Consider the following 18760-nt stretch of genomic DNA (forward strand, 5'->3'; position numbering starts at 1 on the left):
AACGCGCCTGAACCCGACACCCCCGGACCCGGTGCAAGCCAAGATGATGATGTTCATGCCGATCGCCTTCTCGGTCATGTTCTTCTTTTTCCCGGCCGGTCTGGTGCTGTACTACGTCGTGAACAACGTGCTGTCGATTGCCCAGCAGTACTACATCACGCGGATGATGGGGCAGTCGAAGACCAAGGCGGCCTGAGCGTCGGGTATCGAAAGCTGAAAACGGGTGGCCCATCAGCCGCCCTGCTTCTAAAGCTTGCTCAAAGCTGCAAAAAAGCCGCCCGGTTGGCAAACCGGGCGGCTTTTTTCATGCGCGGTGCGCGGCGCGCGGCGCTTACTCTTTCCCGGCGTCGTACAACCGTTCGACAAATTCTTCGAGAAAGTTGCGATCCTTCGGATCCAGCGCCTCGATTTTCGAAGCGAGCTCAATGGCTTCAGGCGTCAGCGGATACTTTTCACCCGGTGCCAGCGGCCTGGTTTTGACGACCGTTGGCGGCGGCGGTCCGTAATGCAGCCAATGCACATTGACGCCCAGCCAGTCGGCGAGCGTCTGCAGTTTGTCGGACGTGGGAATGGTCCGCCCGGTCAGCCACTTGTGAGCGGTCTGTGGCGAAACGGGGGCCTCGCCGCGATGCAGAAGGTTGAATGCCTTGGCGAGCTGGGTCCCACCCTTGACGTTCTTGCGGGCAATCTGGTCTTCCAGCCTTTTGGCGAATGCTAGTTTTTCTTTGGAGGTCGGCATGGGCCAAATTGTGCAATCCGGCACGCCTTCAGTGGACAACCGTTTAGGCGATAATTTCACGCAAATAGGTTATTTTTAGCCTGAAATAAGCGCCAGATAACGGCTTGAGCCATTTTATCGGAAGTCCCATTTTCCTCTTGCATCGGAGCTTCGTCGTTTCGCCGGCTGCCGCAATCGGTCCGAATGTTCCGAAAACTTATCTTATCGCAATTAAGATAAATCCTGACTCATCTTAAGAAACGACGATCCTGCGATCGGTCGCGTCACTCGAAGTTCGTTTGGGCCCCCGCGTTACAATGCTTCGCGCCCTTCAAGGCGCCCTACTTCTTCCTTTCCACTCCTCGAATTCCATGCTCGCCACCGATTCCGATCCCATCGTCGCCATTGCCACCGCGCCCGGTCGCGGCGGGATCGGCGTAGTGCGGATCTCGTTCGGCAAAGCCGGCGCGACCGCAGCCGAACCCTTGATGCACGCGCTCACCGGGCAGACGCTCGCGCCGCGCCACGCGAGTTACGTGCCCTTTCTGGACGCCGCCGGCAACGCGCTCGATCGCGGCATCGCGCTGTACTTTCCGGCGCCCAATTCGTACACCGGCGAGCACGTGCTGGAGCTGCAAGGCCACGGCGGTCCGATCGTGTTGCAACTCGTACTGCAGCGCTGCATCGACGCCGGCCGCGCAATCGGTCTGCGACTCGCGGAACCCGGCGAGTTCACGCGCCGCGCGTTTCTCAACGACAAGCTCGATCTGGCCCAGGCCGAAGCCGTGGCCGATCTGATTGAAGCGAGCACCGAGGCGGCGGCTCGCTCGGCCGGTCGCTCGCTGGAAGGCGCGTTTTCGCGCGACATCCACGCCATGGTCGAAGAGGTGATCACCCTGCGGATGCTGGTCGAAGCAACCCTCGACTTTCCTGAAGAGGAAATCGACTTCCTCGAGGCCGCGGACGCGCGCGGCAAGCTCGCGCGGATCCGCGAACAGCTCGCGCACGTACTGAATGAAGCGCGTCAGGGCGCGCTATTGCGCGAAGGGTTATCGGTCGTGCTGGCCGGTCAGCCGAACGTGGGCAAGTCGTCATTGCTGAACGCGCTCGCGGGTGCGGAGCTGGCGATCGTGACGCCGATCGCCGGTACGACGCGCGATAAGGTCGCGCAGACCATCCAGATCGAAGGCATTCCGCTGCATGTGATCGACACCGCCGGCCTGCGCGAAACCGAGGATGAAGTGGAAAAGATCGGTATTGCGCGCACGTGGAGCGAGATCGAGCGGGCGGATGTGGTGCTGCATCTGCTGGATGCGCGCACCGGCATGAATGACGAAGACGTCGTGATTGCCGGACGCTTTCCGGCCGGCGTGCCGGTGCTGCGCGTGCTGAACAAGACGGACCTGACCGATCTCGCGCCCGCCGTACATGCGCTTGATGAGAACACAGGCGCAGATCTGCGCGAGGTCCGACTGTCGGCCAAACAGGGCGACGGCATCGCTTTGCTGCGCGCGGAACTGCTGCGCGTTGCCGGCTGGCAGGCCGGCGCGGAAAGCGTGTACCTCGCGCGCGAACGGCACCTGATTGCACTGCGCGCCGCGCAGGAACATCTCGCCACGGCCGCGGCGCACGCCGATCAAAACGCCCAGGCGCTCGATCTGTTCGCCGAAGAATTGCGACTTGCGCAGGAGCAACTGAATTCGATCACGGGCGAGTTTACTTCCGACGACCTACTCGGTGTGATTTTCAGCCGGTTTTGTATCGGGAAGTAAGCCAGCCTCCGGACCGGGCGCAAGCGGCGCGAGAATCTGCCTTAATATACGCATCAAATCGGCAAATCTGTCGCTATACTGTGGCCACTCCAGAACGCGCTTTTTTGGTACACAGATTGCCAATCTCTCTTGTAGGCATGCTCTGTGTACCAATACCTCCAGCATGCCTAAAACCGTTCCACCTCTTAGCGAATCACAAGTCCGTGCAATGGAACCGCGTGAGACGCGCTACTCCGTCGCCGACGGCCATGGTCTGATACTGGAAGTCATGACGACCGGCACCAAAATCTGGCGCTTTCGCTACTCGCTGAACGGCAAGCGTCAGCCGCTCGCCACGATTGGCGACTACCGGAGGATCTCGCTGCGGGTGGCACGGGAACGGGCGCGAAAATACGCGGAGATGGTCGCACAAGGCGTTTCGCCGGCCAGCACCGCGCGGCGCGATCGCGGTGCTGAAAAGCGCGTCGACCTCCTACGCGACGCCGCGGAGCTGTATCTGTCAACGGCGATGGTGCGCAAGTCGGACGAATATCAGCGCACCACCCGGCGTGCGCTGGAAAAGGACGTGCTTCCCGCCCTCGGCAACCAGCCGATTAGCTCGGTGACTCCGGAGGACGTGATCGCCATCTGCGAACGGATCAAGAAGCGCGGCTCGCCCAAAATGGCGCTGCATACGCGCAACGTGATCAAGCGGCTCTACGTGTATCTGATCGAGCGGCAGCTTGCAACGAGCAACCCGGCGGCGGACGTGCCGGCGCGCCTGATCGCCACGCCGGATAGCCGTACGCGCGTCCTTTCGCCGGCGGAAATCGGCACGACGCTGCGCGCAATCTACGCCTCGGGCATCCGCCGGCCGCTGAAGCTGGCGTTGCATCTGCTCGTGCTCACGATGGTTCGGAAGTCTGAATTGATCGAGGCCACGTGGGCCGAATTCGATTTCAAGGCCGCAATATGGAAGATCCCGGCCACGCGGATGAAGACGGGCCGCGAGCACTGGGTCCATCTGCCGAGCCAGGCCGTCGCCGTGTTGCGCGAACTGCGCGAAGCCAAAAGCAGCCGCACATTCGTGTTTCCGACTGTCAGAGGCGAGGACCGTCCCATCGCGAAGAGCACGCTGAACCAGGCCGTGAAGGCACTTGGGCTGGACATAGAACATTTCGTCCTGCACGACTTTCGCCGTACGGCGACGACGCATTTGCAGGAGATGGGGCAACCCGCGGAAATAATCGAGGACGTGTTGGCGCGCAACACTGAAGCTAGCGCAGCGGTCACCATGGACCCGGCCGCCTGCGCCGCCGAGCGGCGCGGGATACTGCAGTTATGGGCGAATTTCGTAGACGCGCAGATCGAGGAAGGCCGACATGCCGTCAGTAGCAGCGGTTCTCCTGCTGCGGCCTAGCCGGGAACCGCCCTTCCACGATATAGAGGTTGGATGGTACACAGAAAATTTGATAACCGCCCTGAACTGCTAACCATAAATGAAGAGAAGGTTTTTCACTAGGTTACGATTCTTGGGCAAACTGTTATCACATTAACCGCTAACCAATTCAATCTGGAACATCTGCACCGGCGATCAAATCGGAGAAGCCTGCTTAAGTCAGCGGCATGATTGCTAATGGCAAACAATTCACGCCGCATTCGAGGTTAAAAAAATCCCACTGAAGAATTGCATGGCGAGCGCGAATCGAAGTACTCATCTGCTCAGCCTTGCGCACATTGCTCACTCGATCCCACGACCGCAATTCGCGAGCCGCAGCAACTTGCTTTGAATCGCAAATCGTTACATCAGACCTTTAGCTTTGCCAACTATTTCGCATCACAAAACATTCGCGGCGTAACGTTTGAGAGCGAAAAATCAATGCAGTCCGATTCCGACAAATCTAAGTTTGCTGCGGCATCTTAAGCGCATCGCTCAGAGTAGATGGCATACAGTCTGACCCGTGCGTGATCCCCCGCGCATGTAGTACCGTTTTTTGGCCGCCTTTTTGGCGGCCTTTTTCTTTGCGCGAAATCCGCACGAAATGGACGGGTTCGCCGCCCGCGAAAATGCCTCAGGATGACTAAACTGCAGACAAGGTTTGCACGCGCGAAGGAGGCGGCCATGACCGAGTCAATGTTGGCGATTTCGATGGCGACCATCCTGGTCGTATTCGGCGCAGCGATACGCGCGACCCACACCAACCGGGAGCGACTCATTAAGTGGTTCGAGAAACATAACCTCAGATGATGGCGCAGAGGATCGCGAGGAAGCAGGTCCAATCATTCCCGGGACGCGGTTTGCGGACTTGCGCCGCAAATGGCATTTAGCGCTTTGGCCGCGTGAAATCGTATAAACGATGCCCGTGCATGCTGCGAATCATGCGCTGCCGAAGACGCTCGCGCCGATAGTGGCTGGCCACGAACAACGTGGCGATCAACAAGGCCGAACAACCGATTGCGACGCCAACCCAGGTCACGTCCATGGCTGCCCCTTCGCGGTATGCCTGTGATGTTTATCTTAGGTCGCAAAAGAAAGCCCGCACAGGGCGGGCCGAAAGTCTCTGCCTATATCCCACACGCGAACCGGGGTTCGGTATCACGCAAACGCATTCTGACCTGGTCTGACGAATCCGACTGTGCGGCGGCAGACCAAGCCGCCTATGCGTTCCATGAAATTGCGCCGTGCGCGTGAGGTCGTTTCAAACACAAGCCGCCTGATTTTGCTCACGCATCGCCTAAAATGAAGCGATGAACTGCGACGATAGTCGCGACCTCGACGGAGGGTGTCATGAGTCAATCGGTAGTGGCTTATTTGCTGGGGCCATTCGTGATGGCAGTGGTCGGCGTTGCGTTGTGGGCAGTGTCCCACTATCGACGCGATGGCGAGAGCGGGCACGGCGGCGAGCACCGCGAGCGCTGGCTCGACACGCATCACGTCGACTGGATGCGCCACAGACACTGACGCGGCGCGCCAACAAGCTCGGCGCGCGCCCGGCCATGCAGGGCTCGAAAAGTCCGCCGCCGGCCTATTCGCCGCTCAGTATGCGCAGCAAATCGCGCGCAAATTCCTCATCGGCGGCTTCCCAGTTGGGCGAACCAACCGCATAGTCGGCAGGGTTTTTCTTGCCTTGGGCTTTGCGGATCGCAGCGACGCTCAACGCTAGCGCGCGTACCTCGAGATACGCCGGATACCCCGGCCCAAACGGCACGAATTGGTTGTTGTTCATAGCCAGGATTTCGGCCGGGGCTGCGCAAAACTTGAGCGTTTTGAGCGCAGTATTCGGGCATACCCTATGAAGAATTAAGTGGTCGCGACAAGCCAAACGTTTGCGACCCCATTGCGCCCTCGAGGTCCGCAACCGCGCCGCTTACCATCCCTGCTGAGGTGGCGGCGGCGGCGCATAACCATATTGGCCAGCAGGCGCGGGACCGCATGCAACGTACGCTCCGTGATACGGGTCGTAGCAATATCCAGGCGCGGGGGCAGGCGCGGCGTAGGCCGGCGCCTGCTGATACACCGGCGTCTGATAGGCAGGCGCATAAACCGGTGCCTGATACGCAACAACCGGCGTCGGGTTCAGCACCGAACTCACCACGGCACCAATCACCGCCCCGCCAATGAGGGCGCCGACGACGTCCCCGCCGTCATGCGCAGACGCTTGACCCGCGACCGCCAAGCCGCCGGCCACCAAGAACACCGCCGCGATTTTTCTCATTTTTTCCGCCCTTTGACGTCATGTAAGTACATGCGGCGGATTGTGGGGGCCAGCAACAGAAATAGATGCTGCAAGTGGTAACGGGGCATTACGGTTGTAAGACCTGGCCGACAGTTTCCAGCAAGGCATTTCATCGCACGCGCGCGCGCCCGCTTGCACGCTTCGGAGACGCGCTTCATGATGCTGCAGTGAAAATCGGGCCGGCACGGATACAAAAACGGCCCTGCCATAACCTTTCGGCTTGAGGATCTCAATGAGCTACGACGACAACAACCCGTTCGCGAGGATTCTGCGTGGCGAGCTGCCCAGCATCAAGATCGCGGAAACGGACGCCACACTCGCCTTCATGGACGTGATGCCGCAATCCGAGGGACATGTGCTGGTGGTGCCGAAGGAAGCGGCCGCGGAGATTTTCGAACTATCGGATGAGGCGACTGTGGCGTGCATCCGCATGACCCAGCGTGTTGCCATTGCTGTGCGTGCGGCACTCCAGCCGGACGGCGTGTTCATTGGGCAATTCAACGGCGCAGCGGCGGGACAGACCGTCGCGCATGTGCATTTTCATGTGATCCCGCGCTGGGAAGGCCTGCCGCTACGTATGCACGCGCGCGAAATCGCCGCTCAGGCGAGCCTCGGAGCGCTCGCACAACGCATTCGTGCCGAGCTTGGCGCGTAACCACTCACTGAGCGCTTCGCCCGTCCTGCAGCGGAATCAAAGACCGCCCGAACCCGCATCAATGGTGATGCCACAAACTGCGCAGAGGATGACGCCAATCGATGTGCCGCGGGTGGTCTTTGTTCGCTCGCTGCAGATGTTCCTGCCACAGTTCGTCGGAGAACAGGAATGCGACTATCAGCAGTGGCACGACCAGAAACGCGCCTAGAATCAGGTGCTCCATGACAGCATCCTCCTATCGCCCAAGTCCGTGATTGCATTGTAGACGCACTCCGCGTGCCTGTAATGTGGCCCCGCGCGCGCAGCGACGCACGGCATCGCGCCCTATCTCCGGCAAGCCGCCGTCCTGTCCCCGCGAAACCCCGCGGGGCATCACGGCGAGCGGGCACCGCGCCGCGATTGCCCACCATGCAGCTTACGAAGTACCAAGGGCATGACAGGACTTACCCTGACTCGCTGTACGCGGCCTGCTCATCATCCAGCCGAGGCTTTTTTCCACGTGGCAGCAAAGATTCCCGCGCCAATCAGCAAACTTCCGCCCGTGCGGTTGACGATGCGCTGTACTCGCGCGCTACGAATCGCGCGCCGCGCGGCCGAGGCGAGCATCGCGTAGAAAAACGCGTTCAAGGTGCCGAGCAACACGAACGTCGCTTCGAAGACGACGATTTGCGATGCGGCGGCCAGGTGCGGATCCATGAATTGCGGCACGAACGCCACGAAGAAAATGATGCTTTTCGGATTGAGCGCCGTCACCGCGTAGGCATGAGCAAAGATGCGGCCAGGACGGGTTTCCGCCGTATCCGGCGTCTCTTCGGCCCGCGCCGGCGCGCGCCATAACTTGATGCCCAGATAGATCAGATAAGCGGCGCCCAGCCATTTCAACGCCGTGAATAACGCTGCTGATGCGGCGAGAATCACGCCAAGACCGAGCATCGATGCCGTCATTGAAGTCAGATCGCCGAGCGCCACGCCGGCCGTCGTGACGAGCGCAAAACGCCGGCCATGGCCAAGTGCGTAAGAGATGACCAGCAATACCGTCGGACCGGGGATTGCAACCAGAATCGCCGAAGCGATCGCAAAGGGAAGCCAATGGGCAAGCGTCATGAGGAGTCTCCAAAAGTCGCCTGATTTATCCACGAACTTTCGTGGCGTGCAAGCGCCTTTTACTTGCGGACGCTTCGTTCCGGTTGGCGCGCCCGCAAGACCTGGCACCGTTTTTATTCTGCAATTAGCCCGATATAAGCCGCATTCCGAATTATCGGCTGAATGACTTTGTGTGCGCCGCATCAAGCGCGTTTAATCAAAGTATTAAGTCACTTAATCAGGTGTGCGCGTTTACGCGCATACACGTCGCACAGCATTGCCACTTAAAGCGTTGCGTTCTGCCCCGCTTCAAGGAATACCTCATAAATCAAGCAGTTCGGGTCACGCGCTGTCCGCCCTGGTATTCAAACCGAGGGTGCGACGATTCGTCGCTGTTGCAAGTGCACACAAGATGTGCTTGTAGGTGGCCTAACTTCTTCTAAAGTGCAAGATGCGGGTATCGACTGGCAGTTAAATACATAGCTAACCTGAGTATTCACCCGCACGGAGGCAAAATATGAAAATGCGCATCGCTCTTCTGTTCGCCATGGCGGGAATCGCCGGCGCGTCCGCAGTGCAGGCTCAGGACGTGGTCATCAAGCCGCAGCAGACCATTCAGTTCAAGCCCAACGCGTACGGCTGCCTGTCGAAGGATAAACTCGACGCCGCCGATCAGCACGCCCAGGCGGGCGAACAACAGCAAATGCAGGAATTCTTCTCGGGCTATCAGTGCATCTCGACGCCGGAGAATTCGAGTTTCCGCGTCGTGCGCGTGGTCGGCCATGACGTCGAATTCGTCAATTCCGGCAATAGCGATACGGAAGGCCTCTGGGCAAGCGATCGGTTCATCAAGCAGTAATACGGTTTTCGCCCGGTATTCAAGCCGGGCAGAATCGAAAGCTGCGGTCTTGAAATGGGCCGGCTGGTGAATGGGCGCAATCAAAATCTACGCGCGGACAGTCCGTAGATAAATAGCGGCTGGGCATTTGCCCGGCCGTTTTTCATTTGTTCGTTTTTAAACCCGGCGTCGAAAGTTCGGGATAAAAAAAGCCGATGCGGATTGCTCCACATCGGCCTCACGCCTTCTCGCAAAGCGCAGGAGTAAACCGTAACCGCGTGCTCAGCGCGCGCTCAATGCGAATCGCGCGGCACCGGTGCGCCGCTCGATCCCACCAGGAAGTCGAGATCCGCGCCCTGGTCCGCTTGCAGCACATGTTCCACGTACAGCTTGTAGTAACCGCGTGCAGGCGCCTCGGGGGCCTGCCATGCGGCACGGCGGCGAGCGAGTTCTTCGTCGGACACCTCCAGATGCAGGCGCCGCGCTTCCACGTCGAGCTCGATCATGTCGCCCGTCTGCACCAGCGCGAGCGGCCCTCCTGCAGCCGCCTCCGGCGACACGTGCAGCACAACCGCGCCGTATGCCGTGCCGCTCATGCGGCCATCGGAGATGCGCACCATGTCCGTGATGCCTTTTTGCAGCACCTTTTTCGGCAGCGGCATGTTGCCCACTTCCGCAAAGCCCGGATAACCCTTCGGACCCGCGCCCTTGAGCACCATGATGCAGTGTTCGTCGATGTCGAGCGAGTCGTCGTCGACCTTCGCGTGCAGCTCCTCGATGTTCTCGAACACCACCGCGCGACCGCGATGCTTCAGCAGATGCGGCGTAGCCGCCGACGGCTTGATCACCGCCCCGTTCGGCGCCAGATTGCCCTTCAGTACCGCAATCCCCGCCTTCGGCTTGAACGGCTCCTTGAAGGTCGTGATGACCTTCTCGTCGTAGTTCGGCGCGCTGTTGACGTTGTCCCAGATCGTCTTGCCGTTGACCGTCAGCGCGTCGCGATGCAGCAGCCCTTGCTCGCCGAGCTGCTTGAGCACCGCCGGCAAGCCGCCCGCGTAATAGAAATCCTCCATCAGGTATTCGCCGGACGGCTGCAGATTCACGAGGCACGGCACGTTTGAACCGAGCTCCCAGTCTTCCAGCGTCAGCTCCACGCCAATGCGCTTGGCGAGCGCGATCAGGTGCACCACGGCATTGGTCGAACCGCCAATTGCCGCATTCGTGCGGATCGCGTTTTCGAACGCCTGGCGCGTGAGGATCTTGTCCATCGTCAGGTCCTCGCGAACCATGTCGACGATGCGCCGGCCAGCCAGATGCGCGAGCACCTGACGGCGGGCGTCGACGGCCGGAATCGCCGCGTTGTGCGGCAGACCCATGCCGAGCGATTCCACCATCGAGGCCATCGTCGACGCCGTGCCCATCGTCATGCAATGGCCGCGCGAGCGGTTCATGCACGATTCGGCTTCGGTGAATTCCTCCTGCGTCATGGTGCCGGCGCGCACTTCCTCCGACATCTGCCAGACGCCCGTGCCCGAGCCGATGTTCTTACCCCGAAAGCGGCCATTCAGCATCGGGCCGCCGGAGACCGCCAGCGCGGGCAGATTGCACGACGCCGCGCCCATCAGCAGCGCCGGGGTGGTCTTGTCGCAGCCCACCAGCAGGATCACGCCGTCCATCGGATTGCCGCGAATCGACTCTTCGACGTCCATCGACGCCAGATTGCGGAACAGCATGGCCGTCGGGCGCAAATTGGTTTCGCCGAGCGACATCACCGGGAATTCGAGCGGCAAGCCACCCGCTTCGTGGACGCCTTTCTTCACGTATTCCGCGAGTTCACGGAAGTGAGCATTGCAAGGCGTCAATTCCGACCAGGTATTGCAGATGCCGATCACCGGCCTGCCGTCGAATTCGTCGTGCGGGATGCCCTGGTTTTTCATCCACGAGCGGTGCAGAAAGCCATCGCGGTCCTTCAGGCCAAACCATGCCTGGCTGCGCAGTGGCTTTTTGGTCTGTTTTGAATCTGCCATTTAGAGTCTCCAATGTTGGCCGGAGTTGACGCTTTTGCGCTTACTCCTGTCCCATGCGGTTGTATCGCGGTCGCCCGAGTTGGCGCTTAAGCGCTTACTCCGGTCCCAGGAAAAATGGTGCTGCGAAAAATCAATAGGGTGCGGGCGGCCGTTTCAGTGGACGCGTTTGCTGCGACGGTACTGGTCGAACAGCACCGCTAACAGCAGAATACCGCCGCGAATCAGGTATTGGTAAAAGGTCGGCACGTTCAGCAGGCTCATGGCGTCCTGCACCGAGCCCATGATCAGCACGCCCACCAGCACGCCGGAAATCGTGGCGACGCCGCCCGTCAGCGAGACGCCGCCCAGCACGCACGCGGAAATCACGCCGAGTTCGAGACCTACGGAAGTCTTCGGGTCGCCGAGGCTCATCCGCGAGGCCAGCATCACGCCGGCAAAACCGGTGACGAGACCTTGCAGCACGAACACGGTGATCTTGATGCGTGTGACGGGCAAGCCGGCGAGCAGGGCGGCTTCGCTGTTGCCGCCGACCGCCAGCACGTTTTTGCCGAACACCGTCTTTTTCAGCAGAAAGCCGAACAGCACGAAGCCGACGATGTTGCTCCAGATCGGATACGAAATGCCGAGGAACGAACCACCGCCCAGATCGAAGAAGCGTTCTTCGGAGATCATCACCGCGTCGCCGTTGGAGGTGATGAAGGCGAGGCCGCGCACGACTTCCATCATGGCCAGCGTGACGATCAGCGAATTGATCTTGTAGCGCGCCACCAGCACGCCGTTGACGAGCCCGACCGCGCCGCCCGCCAGAACGCCGGCGACGACGCCCAGCATCACGCTATGGGTCGCGGTGATCAAGGTGGATGCGGTGACGCCCGCGAAGGCGACGATCGACGCGACGGACAGATCCACTTCGCCTAGCGCCAGCACGAACATCATCGTGACGGAGATCGAGCCGATCAGCGTCACCGACAGCAGCAGCCCCTGAATATTGCGCGAGCTGATGAAGTCCGGCACCGTGAACGACAGCACGGCAAACAGGATGATGAACACCATCACGATGCCGGACCTGTTGATCAGATCCCACGTGCGCGCCGCGCGTGCCGTGATGCCGCTCGAGACGGCCGGTGGGGTGGAGTCAGTTGATTGGGTTTGCATGTTGTCTAATCCTTGCTTGATTCCATGTCCGAAATCAGTTGCGCAATGCAGTGTTGTGCGGCGCTTTGCAGCTAGCGGGGCAGGGCGAGCTTGATCAGCGCGTCGGGCGTCGCTTGTGCCTTGGGCAGATCGCCGACGATGCAACCTTCCTTCATCACCAGCACGCGGTCCGCCACGCCGATCACTTCGGCCAGATCGCTCGACACCACGATCACCGTGCGGCCCGCTTCAGCCAGCCCGTACAGCAGGCTGTAGATTTCACTGCGCGCGCCGACGTCGATGCCGCGCGTCGGTTCATCCATCAGGAACACGTCGATCTCTTCCGCGAGCCAGCGCGACAGGATCACCTTCTGCTGATTGCCGCCGGAGAGCGTGCCGATCGGCGTCTCGCCATTGCGTGTCTTGATGGCGAGCTTTGCGATGAAGTCTTTCGCGGTCTGCGCTTCCTTGCGGCCGTTGAGCACGTTGAAGCGGCTGAAGTGGCGCCGGCAACTGATATTCAGGTTGTCCGCAACGGACGCAATCGACACGATGCCTTCCTGCTTGCGGTCTTCCGGACACAACGCCACGCCGGCGCGCACCGCATCGCGCGGTGTGGCAAAGCGCACGCGCTGGCCCCTGAGCGCGATCTCGCCGCCGGTGGATTTCACGGCGCCGTAGATCAGCTTCATCAACTCGGAGCGGCCCGCGCCCACGAGGCCGAAGAAGCCGACAATCTCGCCGGCACGCGCGGCAAACGAGGCGGGCTCTTTCAGGCCCGGTCCCATGAGTTCCTTGACTTCGAGCTGCACGTCGCCGGTTGCACGCGGACGATAGCCATACACGTCCGCAATCGAGCGGCCCACCAAGCAGCTGATCAAACGGTCGCGATCGAGTTCTGCGCCGGCCTCGAACGTATCGATATGGCGACCATCGCGAAACACCGTCACGCGATCGCACAGTTCGTAGACTTCATCCATGCGGTGCGTCACGTAGATGATCGCGCGGCCCTCGGCCTTGAGCGCGCGGATGATGCGAAACAGCTGCGTGGTCTCGCGCGACGACAGCGAACTGGTCGGCTCGTCGAAGGCAATGACGCGCGCATCGCGCATTAGCGCCTTGCCGATTTCGATCATCTGCCGCTGCCCGATGGAAAGATGCTTGACCTGTTGCGACGGATCGATCTTCTCGCCGAGACGTTCCAGCTCGCGCACGGCGCGCGCCACCAGCGCCTTTTCGTCGAGCACGCCAAAGCGGTTGGGCAGGGCGCCGAGCATCAGGTTTTCCGCCACCGTCAGTTCCGGCACCAGGTGCAGTTCCTGATAAATGATCGCGATGCCGGCTTCGATGGCCGCCTTGGTCGTCGTGAACTGTTGCGTCACGCCGTTCAGCGCCAGCGTGCCCGCCACCGGCTGATTGACGCCGGAGAGCACTTTCAGCAGCGTCGATTTACCGGCGCCGTTTTCGCCCATCAAGCCATGCACTTCCCCGCGCCTTACGCCGAGCGACACCCGGTCGAGCGCCAGCACTCCCGGAAAACGCACGGTAATGCCGTCGAGCTGGAGATACGCATCGGTATCGGCGCGCGCGGGATCGAAGGATGCACGCGCTTCCTCGCGGGCGGCTTCGTTGTGTGAAACGGTCATCGAATGCCTCTTGCAGATGGACACAGCAGGTGGGCCGATACGTGGCGTCATCGGCCCACACCGGGCGTGTTCAGTTCACCCGTGCATGCTTAAATGCCGAGTTCCTTGCGCACGTCCTGCCAGTTGCTGCGAACCATCAGCTTGCCGGTGGTCTGCGTGTCAGCGGGCGGCTGCTTGCCCGTCTTGATCCAGTCGACGAGGTTCTCCGTGCTGTCCTTGCCGTGGTTCGTCGAGCTGACGGCGATCGTGCCGTAGAAGCCGGTCGGCTCCTTCTTCTGGAATTCGGCGAAGGCTTCGCCAGCACCGTTGATGCCGACGCCGATCACGTCCGCTGCCGGAATATGCAGTTGCTCGGTCGCGCGCACGCCGCCCAGCACGGTTTCTTCGTTGAGCGCGAAGATCACCCACTTCTTGATGTTCGGATGCTGCGCGAGCACCGGCGATGCGGCGTTGAAGCCACCTTCGTCATCAGTCGTCTTTTGCGGCGCGTCGAAAATGTTGTCCTTCCTGAAGCCGCTGGCGAGCAGCGACTGCGTGGCGCCGTCGGTGCGTTGCTTGGCGGTCGGCAGTTCGTAGTCGGTGATGCGCAGCGCGCCGACTTCTTCCGGCTTCCAGCCACGGCGCTTCATTTCATCGGAGATGGCCTGACCAACCTGATTGCCGATCTTCACCGCCGACATGCCCAGGTGCGGCACATCCGCGAGCGGCTTGCCGGTCGAATCCACCAGCTGGTCGTCCACGGTGACGAACTTCATGTTGTAGCGCTTCGCGCGGGCTTCGATCGCCGGTCCGAGGCGCACGTCCGGCGCGCAGATCACGAAACCCTTCGCGCCTTGCGCGCCGAGGTTGTCGATCGCGGCCAGGACTTTTTCGCCATCCGGCGTGCCGATGTTGACGACCGAGAAGCCACCCTTCTGACCAAGCGCGGTCGCGGCTTTCTGTTCGTTGATGAACCATGCCTGTTCCGGCATTTTCACGAGGAAGCCGATCTTCAGCGGCTCATCGGCCTGGGCAGAAAGGTGGACGGCGAGGGGCGCGGCGAGTACGGCGGCGGCCATCGCGGTGAGGGTCAAACGGCGAAGCTTGCTGGTCATCTTTGCTGTCTCCTGCGGTTGATAAAAGCTGCATTGATTTCGACTAGTTGCAGCGGTTCTTCACACACTTCTCTGCTCTTTCATGCCGCGCTGTAAGCCGTTTTCACCGCCGTCCAGAACGCCGCGTCATGGGTGCCGTATACCGGGCCCTTGCGTGCGCCGGACGGCCCGTCAAGCTCGACGGCGGTGGTCGGCAGGTTGATCGTCACCGCGCCGCATTGCACGTGACGTCTGAAATGCCGTACGTGACTGAGCGAGCGGGTCCACAGACCGGCGCACACCGCCGACGGCACATCGTTCGCGAGATGCAGCGCGTGTTCGTAGTCGTCGGCGCTCACGACGGCCGCGATGGGCCCGAAGATGTCCTCGCGCACGATCCGACGCGCCGGCGCGGCGACGAACAGCGCAGGCTCGAAGTAATAACCGCGCGTGGCACGTTCGAGCTGCACACCGCCGTGAATCAGCTGCGCACCTTCTTCGCGAGCCGTGCGTACCCGCTCGAGCGCGCGTTCGAGCTGCTCGCTATTGGCGACCGGGCCCATCTCCGTGCCGCGTTTGAGCGCGTGATCGACGTGGAGCGCGGCGAGCTTCGCCTTCAGCGCGTCCACGAACGGCTCGAACACACCACGCTCGACGATCAGCCGTGCCGACGCGCTGCCGCGTTGGCCCGCCGCGCCGTACGCGCCGGTTAATGCGGCTTCGACGGCACCGCTCAGATCCGCATCGTTCAACACCACCAGCGGGTTATTGCCGCCCGTCACGAGCTGCACGCGCGCTTCGCGAGTCGCGGCGGTTTGCAGCAGATGCGCGCCGGTCGTCGCGGAACCGCCGAAGCAGAGCGCGGCGACGAGCGGATGCGCGGCGAGGCGCGCGCCCACCTGGCGGCCGCTGCCCATCACCAGGTTGAACACGCCGGCGGGCAAGCCTGCCCGGCTGATGATCGCCGCCAGTGCCGACGCACATGCGGGCACGAGTTCGGCGGGCTTGAAGACGACGCAGTTGCCGTAGGCGAGCGCCGCGGCAATCTTCGCGGCCGGATTCGCAAGCGGCGCACTCCAGGGTCCGATGACGCCGACCACCCCTAACGGCTCACGCGTGACATCGATCTCAATACCCTGGCGCGCCGGCGCCAGCGCCTCGGCGACGACCCGTAGCGCCTGCGCCGCAAAGAACTTGAAAAGCTGCCCGGCGCGCGTCACTTCGGCCAGCGCCTCCGGCAGGGTCTTGCCGACCTCGCGCGCGAGCAGGCGGCTCAGTTCGTCGCGACGGGCAAGCAGATCGTGGCCGATCGCATCCAGCGTTTCTGCGCGACGCTGCGCCGAACCCAGCGACCATTCGCGAAACGCGGCGCCGGCCGCTTCGATGGCCGTGTCGGTCTGACGGGCATCGGCGCGCATATATTCGCCCACCGGCTCATCCAGATCCGACGGATTCAGCGACAACCCCGTCGTTGCGCCCGTTTCCCAGCCGCCATTGATGTAATGGCGGAACGGCGTCGACACGAGCGGAATGATGGGATCGCGGTTCATCAACGTGGCCGGACAAGGGCCGGATATGCAGCATCCATGAAAGTCCACGCATGGTATGAGCCGTCGCGATAACTTTCCAATCCCTTTTTGGGCTATCGCAATATCAATTCCGGTATGGCATCATCGGAGCTCGCGCCATCTAGACGGTGTTCAGCCGCGATATGGAGACAAGACATGACACGCAGTTACTCGAACTGGTTCGTGCGCGCCAGGCTCAAGACGCGGCAGTTGCTGTTGCTGGCGGCCATGGAGGAAGAGGGCAACGTGCGGCGCGCCGCGGACGTCCTCGGCATGACGCAGCCCGCCGCCTCGCGGCTCCTGAAAGAGCTGGAGGACATGCTGGGCGTGAGCCTGTTCGACCGCACGCCGCACGGCATGCATGCCACGCTGTACGGCGAAGTGATGATCCGCCACGCGCGCATGGTGCTGTCGAACCTCAGTCATGCACACGATGAGATCTCGGCGCTGCGTTCCGGGCTATCGGGGCAGGTGCGGATCGGCGTGATCGCCGCGGCGGCCGCGACGATGGTGCCGCGCGCCATCGCCGAAGTGAAGGAACGCTATCCACAGCTGCAGATCTGGGTGCAGGTCGAAACCTCCGACGTGATGCTGCCGCGCGTCGCGGAAGGCGAGCTCGATATCATGATTGGACGCGTGCTCGAGCGGCAGGATCAGCTGAAAACCGAGGTGCGCTACGAGCCGCTCGCCGACGAACCGCTGTGCGTGGTCGCCCGGCCCGGGCATCCTCTCGAAAACGAGACGGGTCTGACGCTGCGCGGCGTCGTCAATGCGAGCTGGGTGCTGCATCCGCCTGGCAGCGTGCTGCGCCACCGTTTTGATCTGATGTTTTCGCAGATCGGGCTGAATCCGCCGCAAAACGTCGTGAATACCAACAATTTTCTGGCCATTTCGAGCCTGCTTCTGCAGAGCGACATGCTCGCCGTTCTGCCCGACGAAGTGGCGCGCCAGTACCAACAGTACGGCATGTTGAAGCGAATACCGTTGGATTTGCCATGCAGAATGGACGCTTTCGGTATCATCACGCGACAGTCGCATCTGTTGTCGCCGGCTGCCTCGGTGGTGCTGGAAGCCTTGCGCACAGCGGCTGCCGACGTGTATGGTGCGGCCTTCGACCCGGCCATGGCACGTTAAATGCTCCTCTCGCTGCACACAGCAGCCGATGCGTGCGATCGTTCCGGGTTAATCTTCCGCCCTCGTCCTCTTCCGGCTGCTGCTCCCTGACCGGCGCACATTCACTGTCATCTTCATCTGGCAGCATCGCGCCGGTCCTCGCAGTATTTGAGGAGCGGGCGATGTACAAACAACACGGTAAGCGACAGCGCGCTGTCGACGATTCCTTTTCTGTTCGGTCCGCCAGCGCGGGCCCTTGGTGCGGCATGGCTCTCAAATCGACTATTTACAAAGCGGAACTGCAGATTGCCGACATGGATCGGCATTACTACGGTGATCACGCGCTGACAATTGCGCGCCATCCGTCGGAAACCGACGAACGCATGATGGTGCGCGTGGCGGCGTTCGCGCTGTTCGCGCAGGAGCGCCTCGAGTTCTGCAAAGGTTTGTCGGACACCGACGAACCGGATCTGTGGCAAAAGGATCTGACCGGTGCAATCGAAACCTGGATCGAAGTGGGACAGCCGGACGAGCGGCGCATCGCGAAGGCGAGCGGGCGCGCCAACGAGGTCGTGGTGATTGCATACGGCGGCCGGACTTCCGAAATCTGGTGGCAAGGCGTGCGCAACAAGGTGGACCGGCTGCGCAACGTGACGGTCTGGACGCTCGGCGAAGACGTGGCGCAAGCGCTCGGCCAGCTGGCCGAACGGACCATGCGTCTGCAATGCACGGTGCAGGATGGCGCTGCATGGCTCGGCAGCGCGGATGCGGATCCCGTACCGATTGAATGGACGGTGTTGAAGGCGCCGGCGAACGCCTGATGAAGTTGATCTGGAAGACGCGCTGGCCGCAGTGCGATTCGCACGGTGCAGCGCGAGACGGGACTAGAGCGCGGTAGTCCGCGCCGCTTCCGGCGGTCCCTTCAGCTCGACCATATTGCCTTCCGGATCGAATAGATAAAGCGACGGCCCAAACCCGTCCGCGCCATAGCGAACCCCTGTTTCCCCGACCCGCGCGCCACGCTCCGTCAGATGGGCCTTGAGCGCCTCGCCGTCGAATGCTTCCACACGCAGACACAAGTGGTCCATATTGCGACCGGCGCCGGGCGTACCGCTGTCCGGACGGTCGATTTTCGCGCCGACCTGCAGCAGATCGATCAGCGAGCGGCCCGCGCGCAACTGGATCAGCCCGAGATCGCGCTGTTCCTTCTCGACGCTGCAGCCGAGCACGTCGCAATAGAAGCGGGTAACGGCATCGAGATCGGCGACCCGGATCACCACGTGGTCGATCTCGCGAATATGGATCTTCATGAAAGACGCCCCTTGGCCGGTTCTCTACCGATCAATGGGAGTGTAGGAGAAAGGCGGCCAAGTGGTAGGCGTTGAGCCAAGGCGGCCTGCGCCGCGCGCGCCGCGCA

General features: G+C 61.7%; 20 protein-coding genes. 9 read left to right on the forward strand and 11 right to left on the reverse strand.

The features are described 5' to 3' along the window. The coding region (locus VGH41_RS00480; RefSeq protein ID WP_331595340.1) for a YidC/Oxa1 family membrane protein insertase at positions 1–196 on the forward strand (196 nt) is incomplete at its 5' end. A 135-nt stretch (positions 197–331) separates the two neighbouring features. Here VGH41_RS00480 and VGH41_RS00485 read toward each other — a convergent pair. Further along, positions 332–739, reverse strand: coding sequence for an XRE family transcriptional regulator (locus VGH41_RS00485; protein ID WP_331595391.1), 408 nt, complete (start codon positions 737–739; stop codon positions 332–334). 350 nt (positions 740–1089) lie between these two features. On the opposite strand from VGH41_RS00485, the gene mnmE reads away from it, so the two are divergent. The 4 genes from mnmE to VGH41_RS00505 all read left to right on the forward strand — a co-directional run bounded on the left by mnmE (position 1090) and on the right by VGH41_RS00505 (position 5431). Then, entirely contained in the window at positions 1090–2490 is a 1401-nt protein-coding gene (mnmE, locus tag VGH41_RS00490) for a tRNA uridine-5-carboxymethylaminomethyl(34) synthesis GTPase MnmE (protein WP_331595341.1), read from the forward strand. Between the two features lie 163 nt (positions 2491–2653). Next, entirely contained in the window at positions 2654–3889 is a 1236-nt protein-coding gene (locus tag VGH41_RS00495; protein ID WP_331595342.1) for a tyrosine-type recombinase/integrase, read from the forward strand. 702 nt (positions 3890–4591) lie between these two features. After that, positions 4592–4717 (forward strand): hypothetical protein, encoded by a 126-nt coding sequence (locus tag VGH41_RS00500; RefSeq protein WP_331595343.1) that lies wholly within the window; start codon positions 4592–4594, stop codon positions 4715–4717. A gap of 540 nt (positions 4718–5257) precedes the next feature. Next, positions 5258–5431 (forward strand): hypothetical protein, encoded by a 174-nt coding sequence (locus tag VGH41_RS00505; RefSeq protein ID WP_331595344.1) that lies wholly within the window; start codon positions 5258–5260, stop codon positions 5429–5431. Positions 5432–5495: 64 nt separating this feature from the next. On the opposite strand, the gene VGH41_RS00510 is transcribed toward VGH41_RS00505, so the two are convergent. Next, positions 5496–5696, reverse strand: a complete 201-nt coding sequence (locus VGH41_RS00510; RefSeq protein ID WP_331595345.1) for a hypothetical protein — start codon at positions 5694–5696, stop codon at positions 5496–5498. A gap of 141 nt (positions 5697–5837) precedes the next feature. Next, positions 5838–6185: an ecotin precursor gene (locus tag VGH41_RS00515; protein WP_331595346.1), complete on the reverse strand. Its 348-nt coding sequence runs from the start codon at positions 6183–6185 to the stop codon at positions 5838–5840. Positions 6186–6438: 253 nt separating this feature from the next. Between VGH41_RS00515 and VGH41_RS00520 the strand changes: the two genes are divergently transcribed. Further along, positions 6439–6861 carry an HIT family protein gene (locus VGH41_RS00520; RefSeq protein ID WP_331595347.1) on the forward strand — a complete coding sequence of 141 codons (423 nt, stop codon included), beginning with the start codon at positions 6439–6441 and terminating at the stop codon, positions 6859–6861. A 58-nt stretch (positions 6862–6919) separates the two neighbouring features. Here the strand turns inward: VGH41_RS00520 and VGH41_RS00525 are convergent, their stop codons facing one another. Together VGH41_RS00525 and VGH41_RS00530 are read right to left on the reverse strand one after the other, a co-directional pair. After that, positions 6920–7084 carry a hypothetical protein gene (locus tag VGH41_RS00525; RefSeq protein ID WP_331595348.1) on the reverse strand — a complete coding sequence of 55 codons (165 nt, stop codon included), beginning with the start codon at positions 7082–7084 and terminating at the stop codon, positions 6920–6922. Positions 7085–7335: 251 nt separating this feature from the next. Next, on the reverse strand, positions 7336–7965 hold the full coding sequence (locus tag VGH41_RS00530) for a LysE family translocator (RefSeq protein ID WP_331595349.1): 630 nt from the start codon (positions 7963–7965) through the stop codon (positions 7336–7338). Positions 7966–8461: 496 nt separating this feature from the next. Between VGH41_RS00530 and sap1 the strand changes: the two genes are divergently transcribed. Next, the gene (gene sap1, locus VGH41_RS00535; protein WP_331595350.1) at positions 8462–8803 is read left to right on the forward strand and encodes a surface attachment protein Sap1; all 342 of its coding nucleotides are present in this window, start codon (positions 8462–8464) and stop codon (positions 8801–8803) included. A 272-nt stretch (positions 8804–9075) separates the two neighbouring features. On the opposite strand, the gene VGH41_RS00540 is transcribed toward sap1, so the two are convergent. From VGH41_RS00540 to VGH41_RS00560, 5 genes are all read right to left on the reverse strand, one after another. Continuing rightward, on the reverse strand, positions 9076–10809 hold the full coding sequence (locus VGH41_RS00540; protein WP_331595351.1) for an IlvD/Edd family dehydratase: 1734 nt from the start codon (positions 10807–10809) through the stop codon (positions 9076–9078). A 153-nt stretch (positions 10810–10962) separates the two neighbouring features. Further along, positions 10963–11964 (reverse strand): L-arabinose ABC transporter permease AraH, encoded by a 1002-nt coding sequence (gene araH, locus VGH41_RS00545; protein WP_331595352.1) that lies wholly within the window; start codon positions 11962–11964, stop codon positions 10963–10965. Positions 11965–12035: 71 nt separating this feature from the next. Continuing rightward, the gene (gene araG / locus VGH41_RS00550) at positions 12036–13589 is read right to left on the reverse strand and encodes an L-arabinose ABC transporter ATP-binding protein AraG (protein ID WP_331595353.1); all 1554 of its coding nucleotides are present in this window, start codon (positions 13587–13589) and stop codon (positions 12036–12038) included. Positions 13590–13678: 89 nt separating this feature from the next. Further along, the gene (locus VGH41_RS00555) at positions 13679–14683 is read right to left on the reverse strand and encodes an arabinose ABC transporter substrate-binding protein (protein ID WP_331595354.1); all 1005 of its coding nucleotides are present in this window, start codon (positions 14681–14683) and stop codon (positions 13679–13681) included. 80 nt (positions 14684–14763) lie between these two features. After that, the gene (locus VGH41_RS00560; RefSeq protein WP_331595355.1) at positions 14764–16212 is read right to left on the reverse strand and encodes an aldehyde dehydrogenase family protein; all 1449 of its coding nucleotides are present in this window, start codon (positions 16210–16212) and stop codon (positions 14764–14766) included. A 174-nt stretch (positions 16213–16386) separates the two neighbouring features. Between VGH41_RS00560 and VGH41_RS00565 the strand changes: the two genes are divergently transcribed. Both VGH41_RS00565 and VGH41_RS00570 read left to right on the forward strand, forming a co-directional pair. Next, the gene (locus VGH41_RS00565; protein WP_331595356.1) at positions 16387–17364 is read left to right on the forward strand and encodes a LysR family transcriptional regulator; all 978 of its coding nucleotides are present in this window, start codon (positions 16387–16389) and stop codon (positions 17362–17364) included. Positions 17365–17609: 245 nt separating this feature from the next. Next, complete coding sequence (locus tag VGH41_RS00570; RefSeq protein ID WP_331595357.1) at positions 17610–18164, forward strand: YaeQ family protein; 555 nt, start codon at positions 17610–17612, stop codon at positions 18162–18164. Positions 18165–18227: 63 nt separating this feature from the next. Here VGH41_RS00570 and VGH41_RS00575 read toward each other — a convergent pair whose 3' ends face one another. Next, positions 18228–18653: a VOC family protein gene (locus tag VGH41_RS00575; protein WP_331595358.1), complete on the reverse strand. Its 426-nt coding sequence runs from the start codon at positions 18651–18653 to the stop codon at positions 18228–18230. Between the last annotated feature and the right edge of the window lie 107 nt (positions 18654–18760).

Origin of the sequence: Paraburkholderia sp., assembly GCF_036488795.1 — a bacterium.
Classification (GTDB): domain Bacteria; phylum Pseudomonadota; class Gammaproteobacteria; order Burkholderiales; family Burkholderiaceae; genus Paraburkholderia.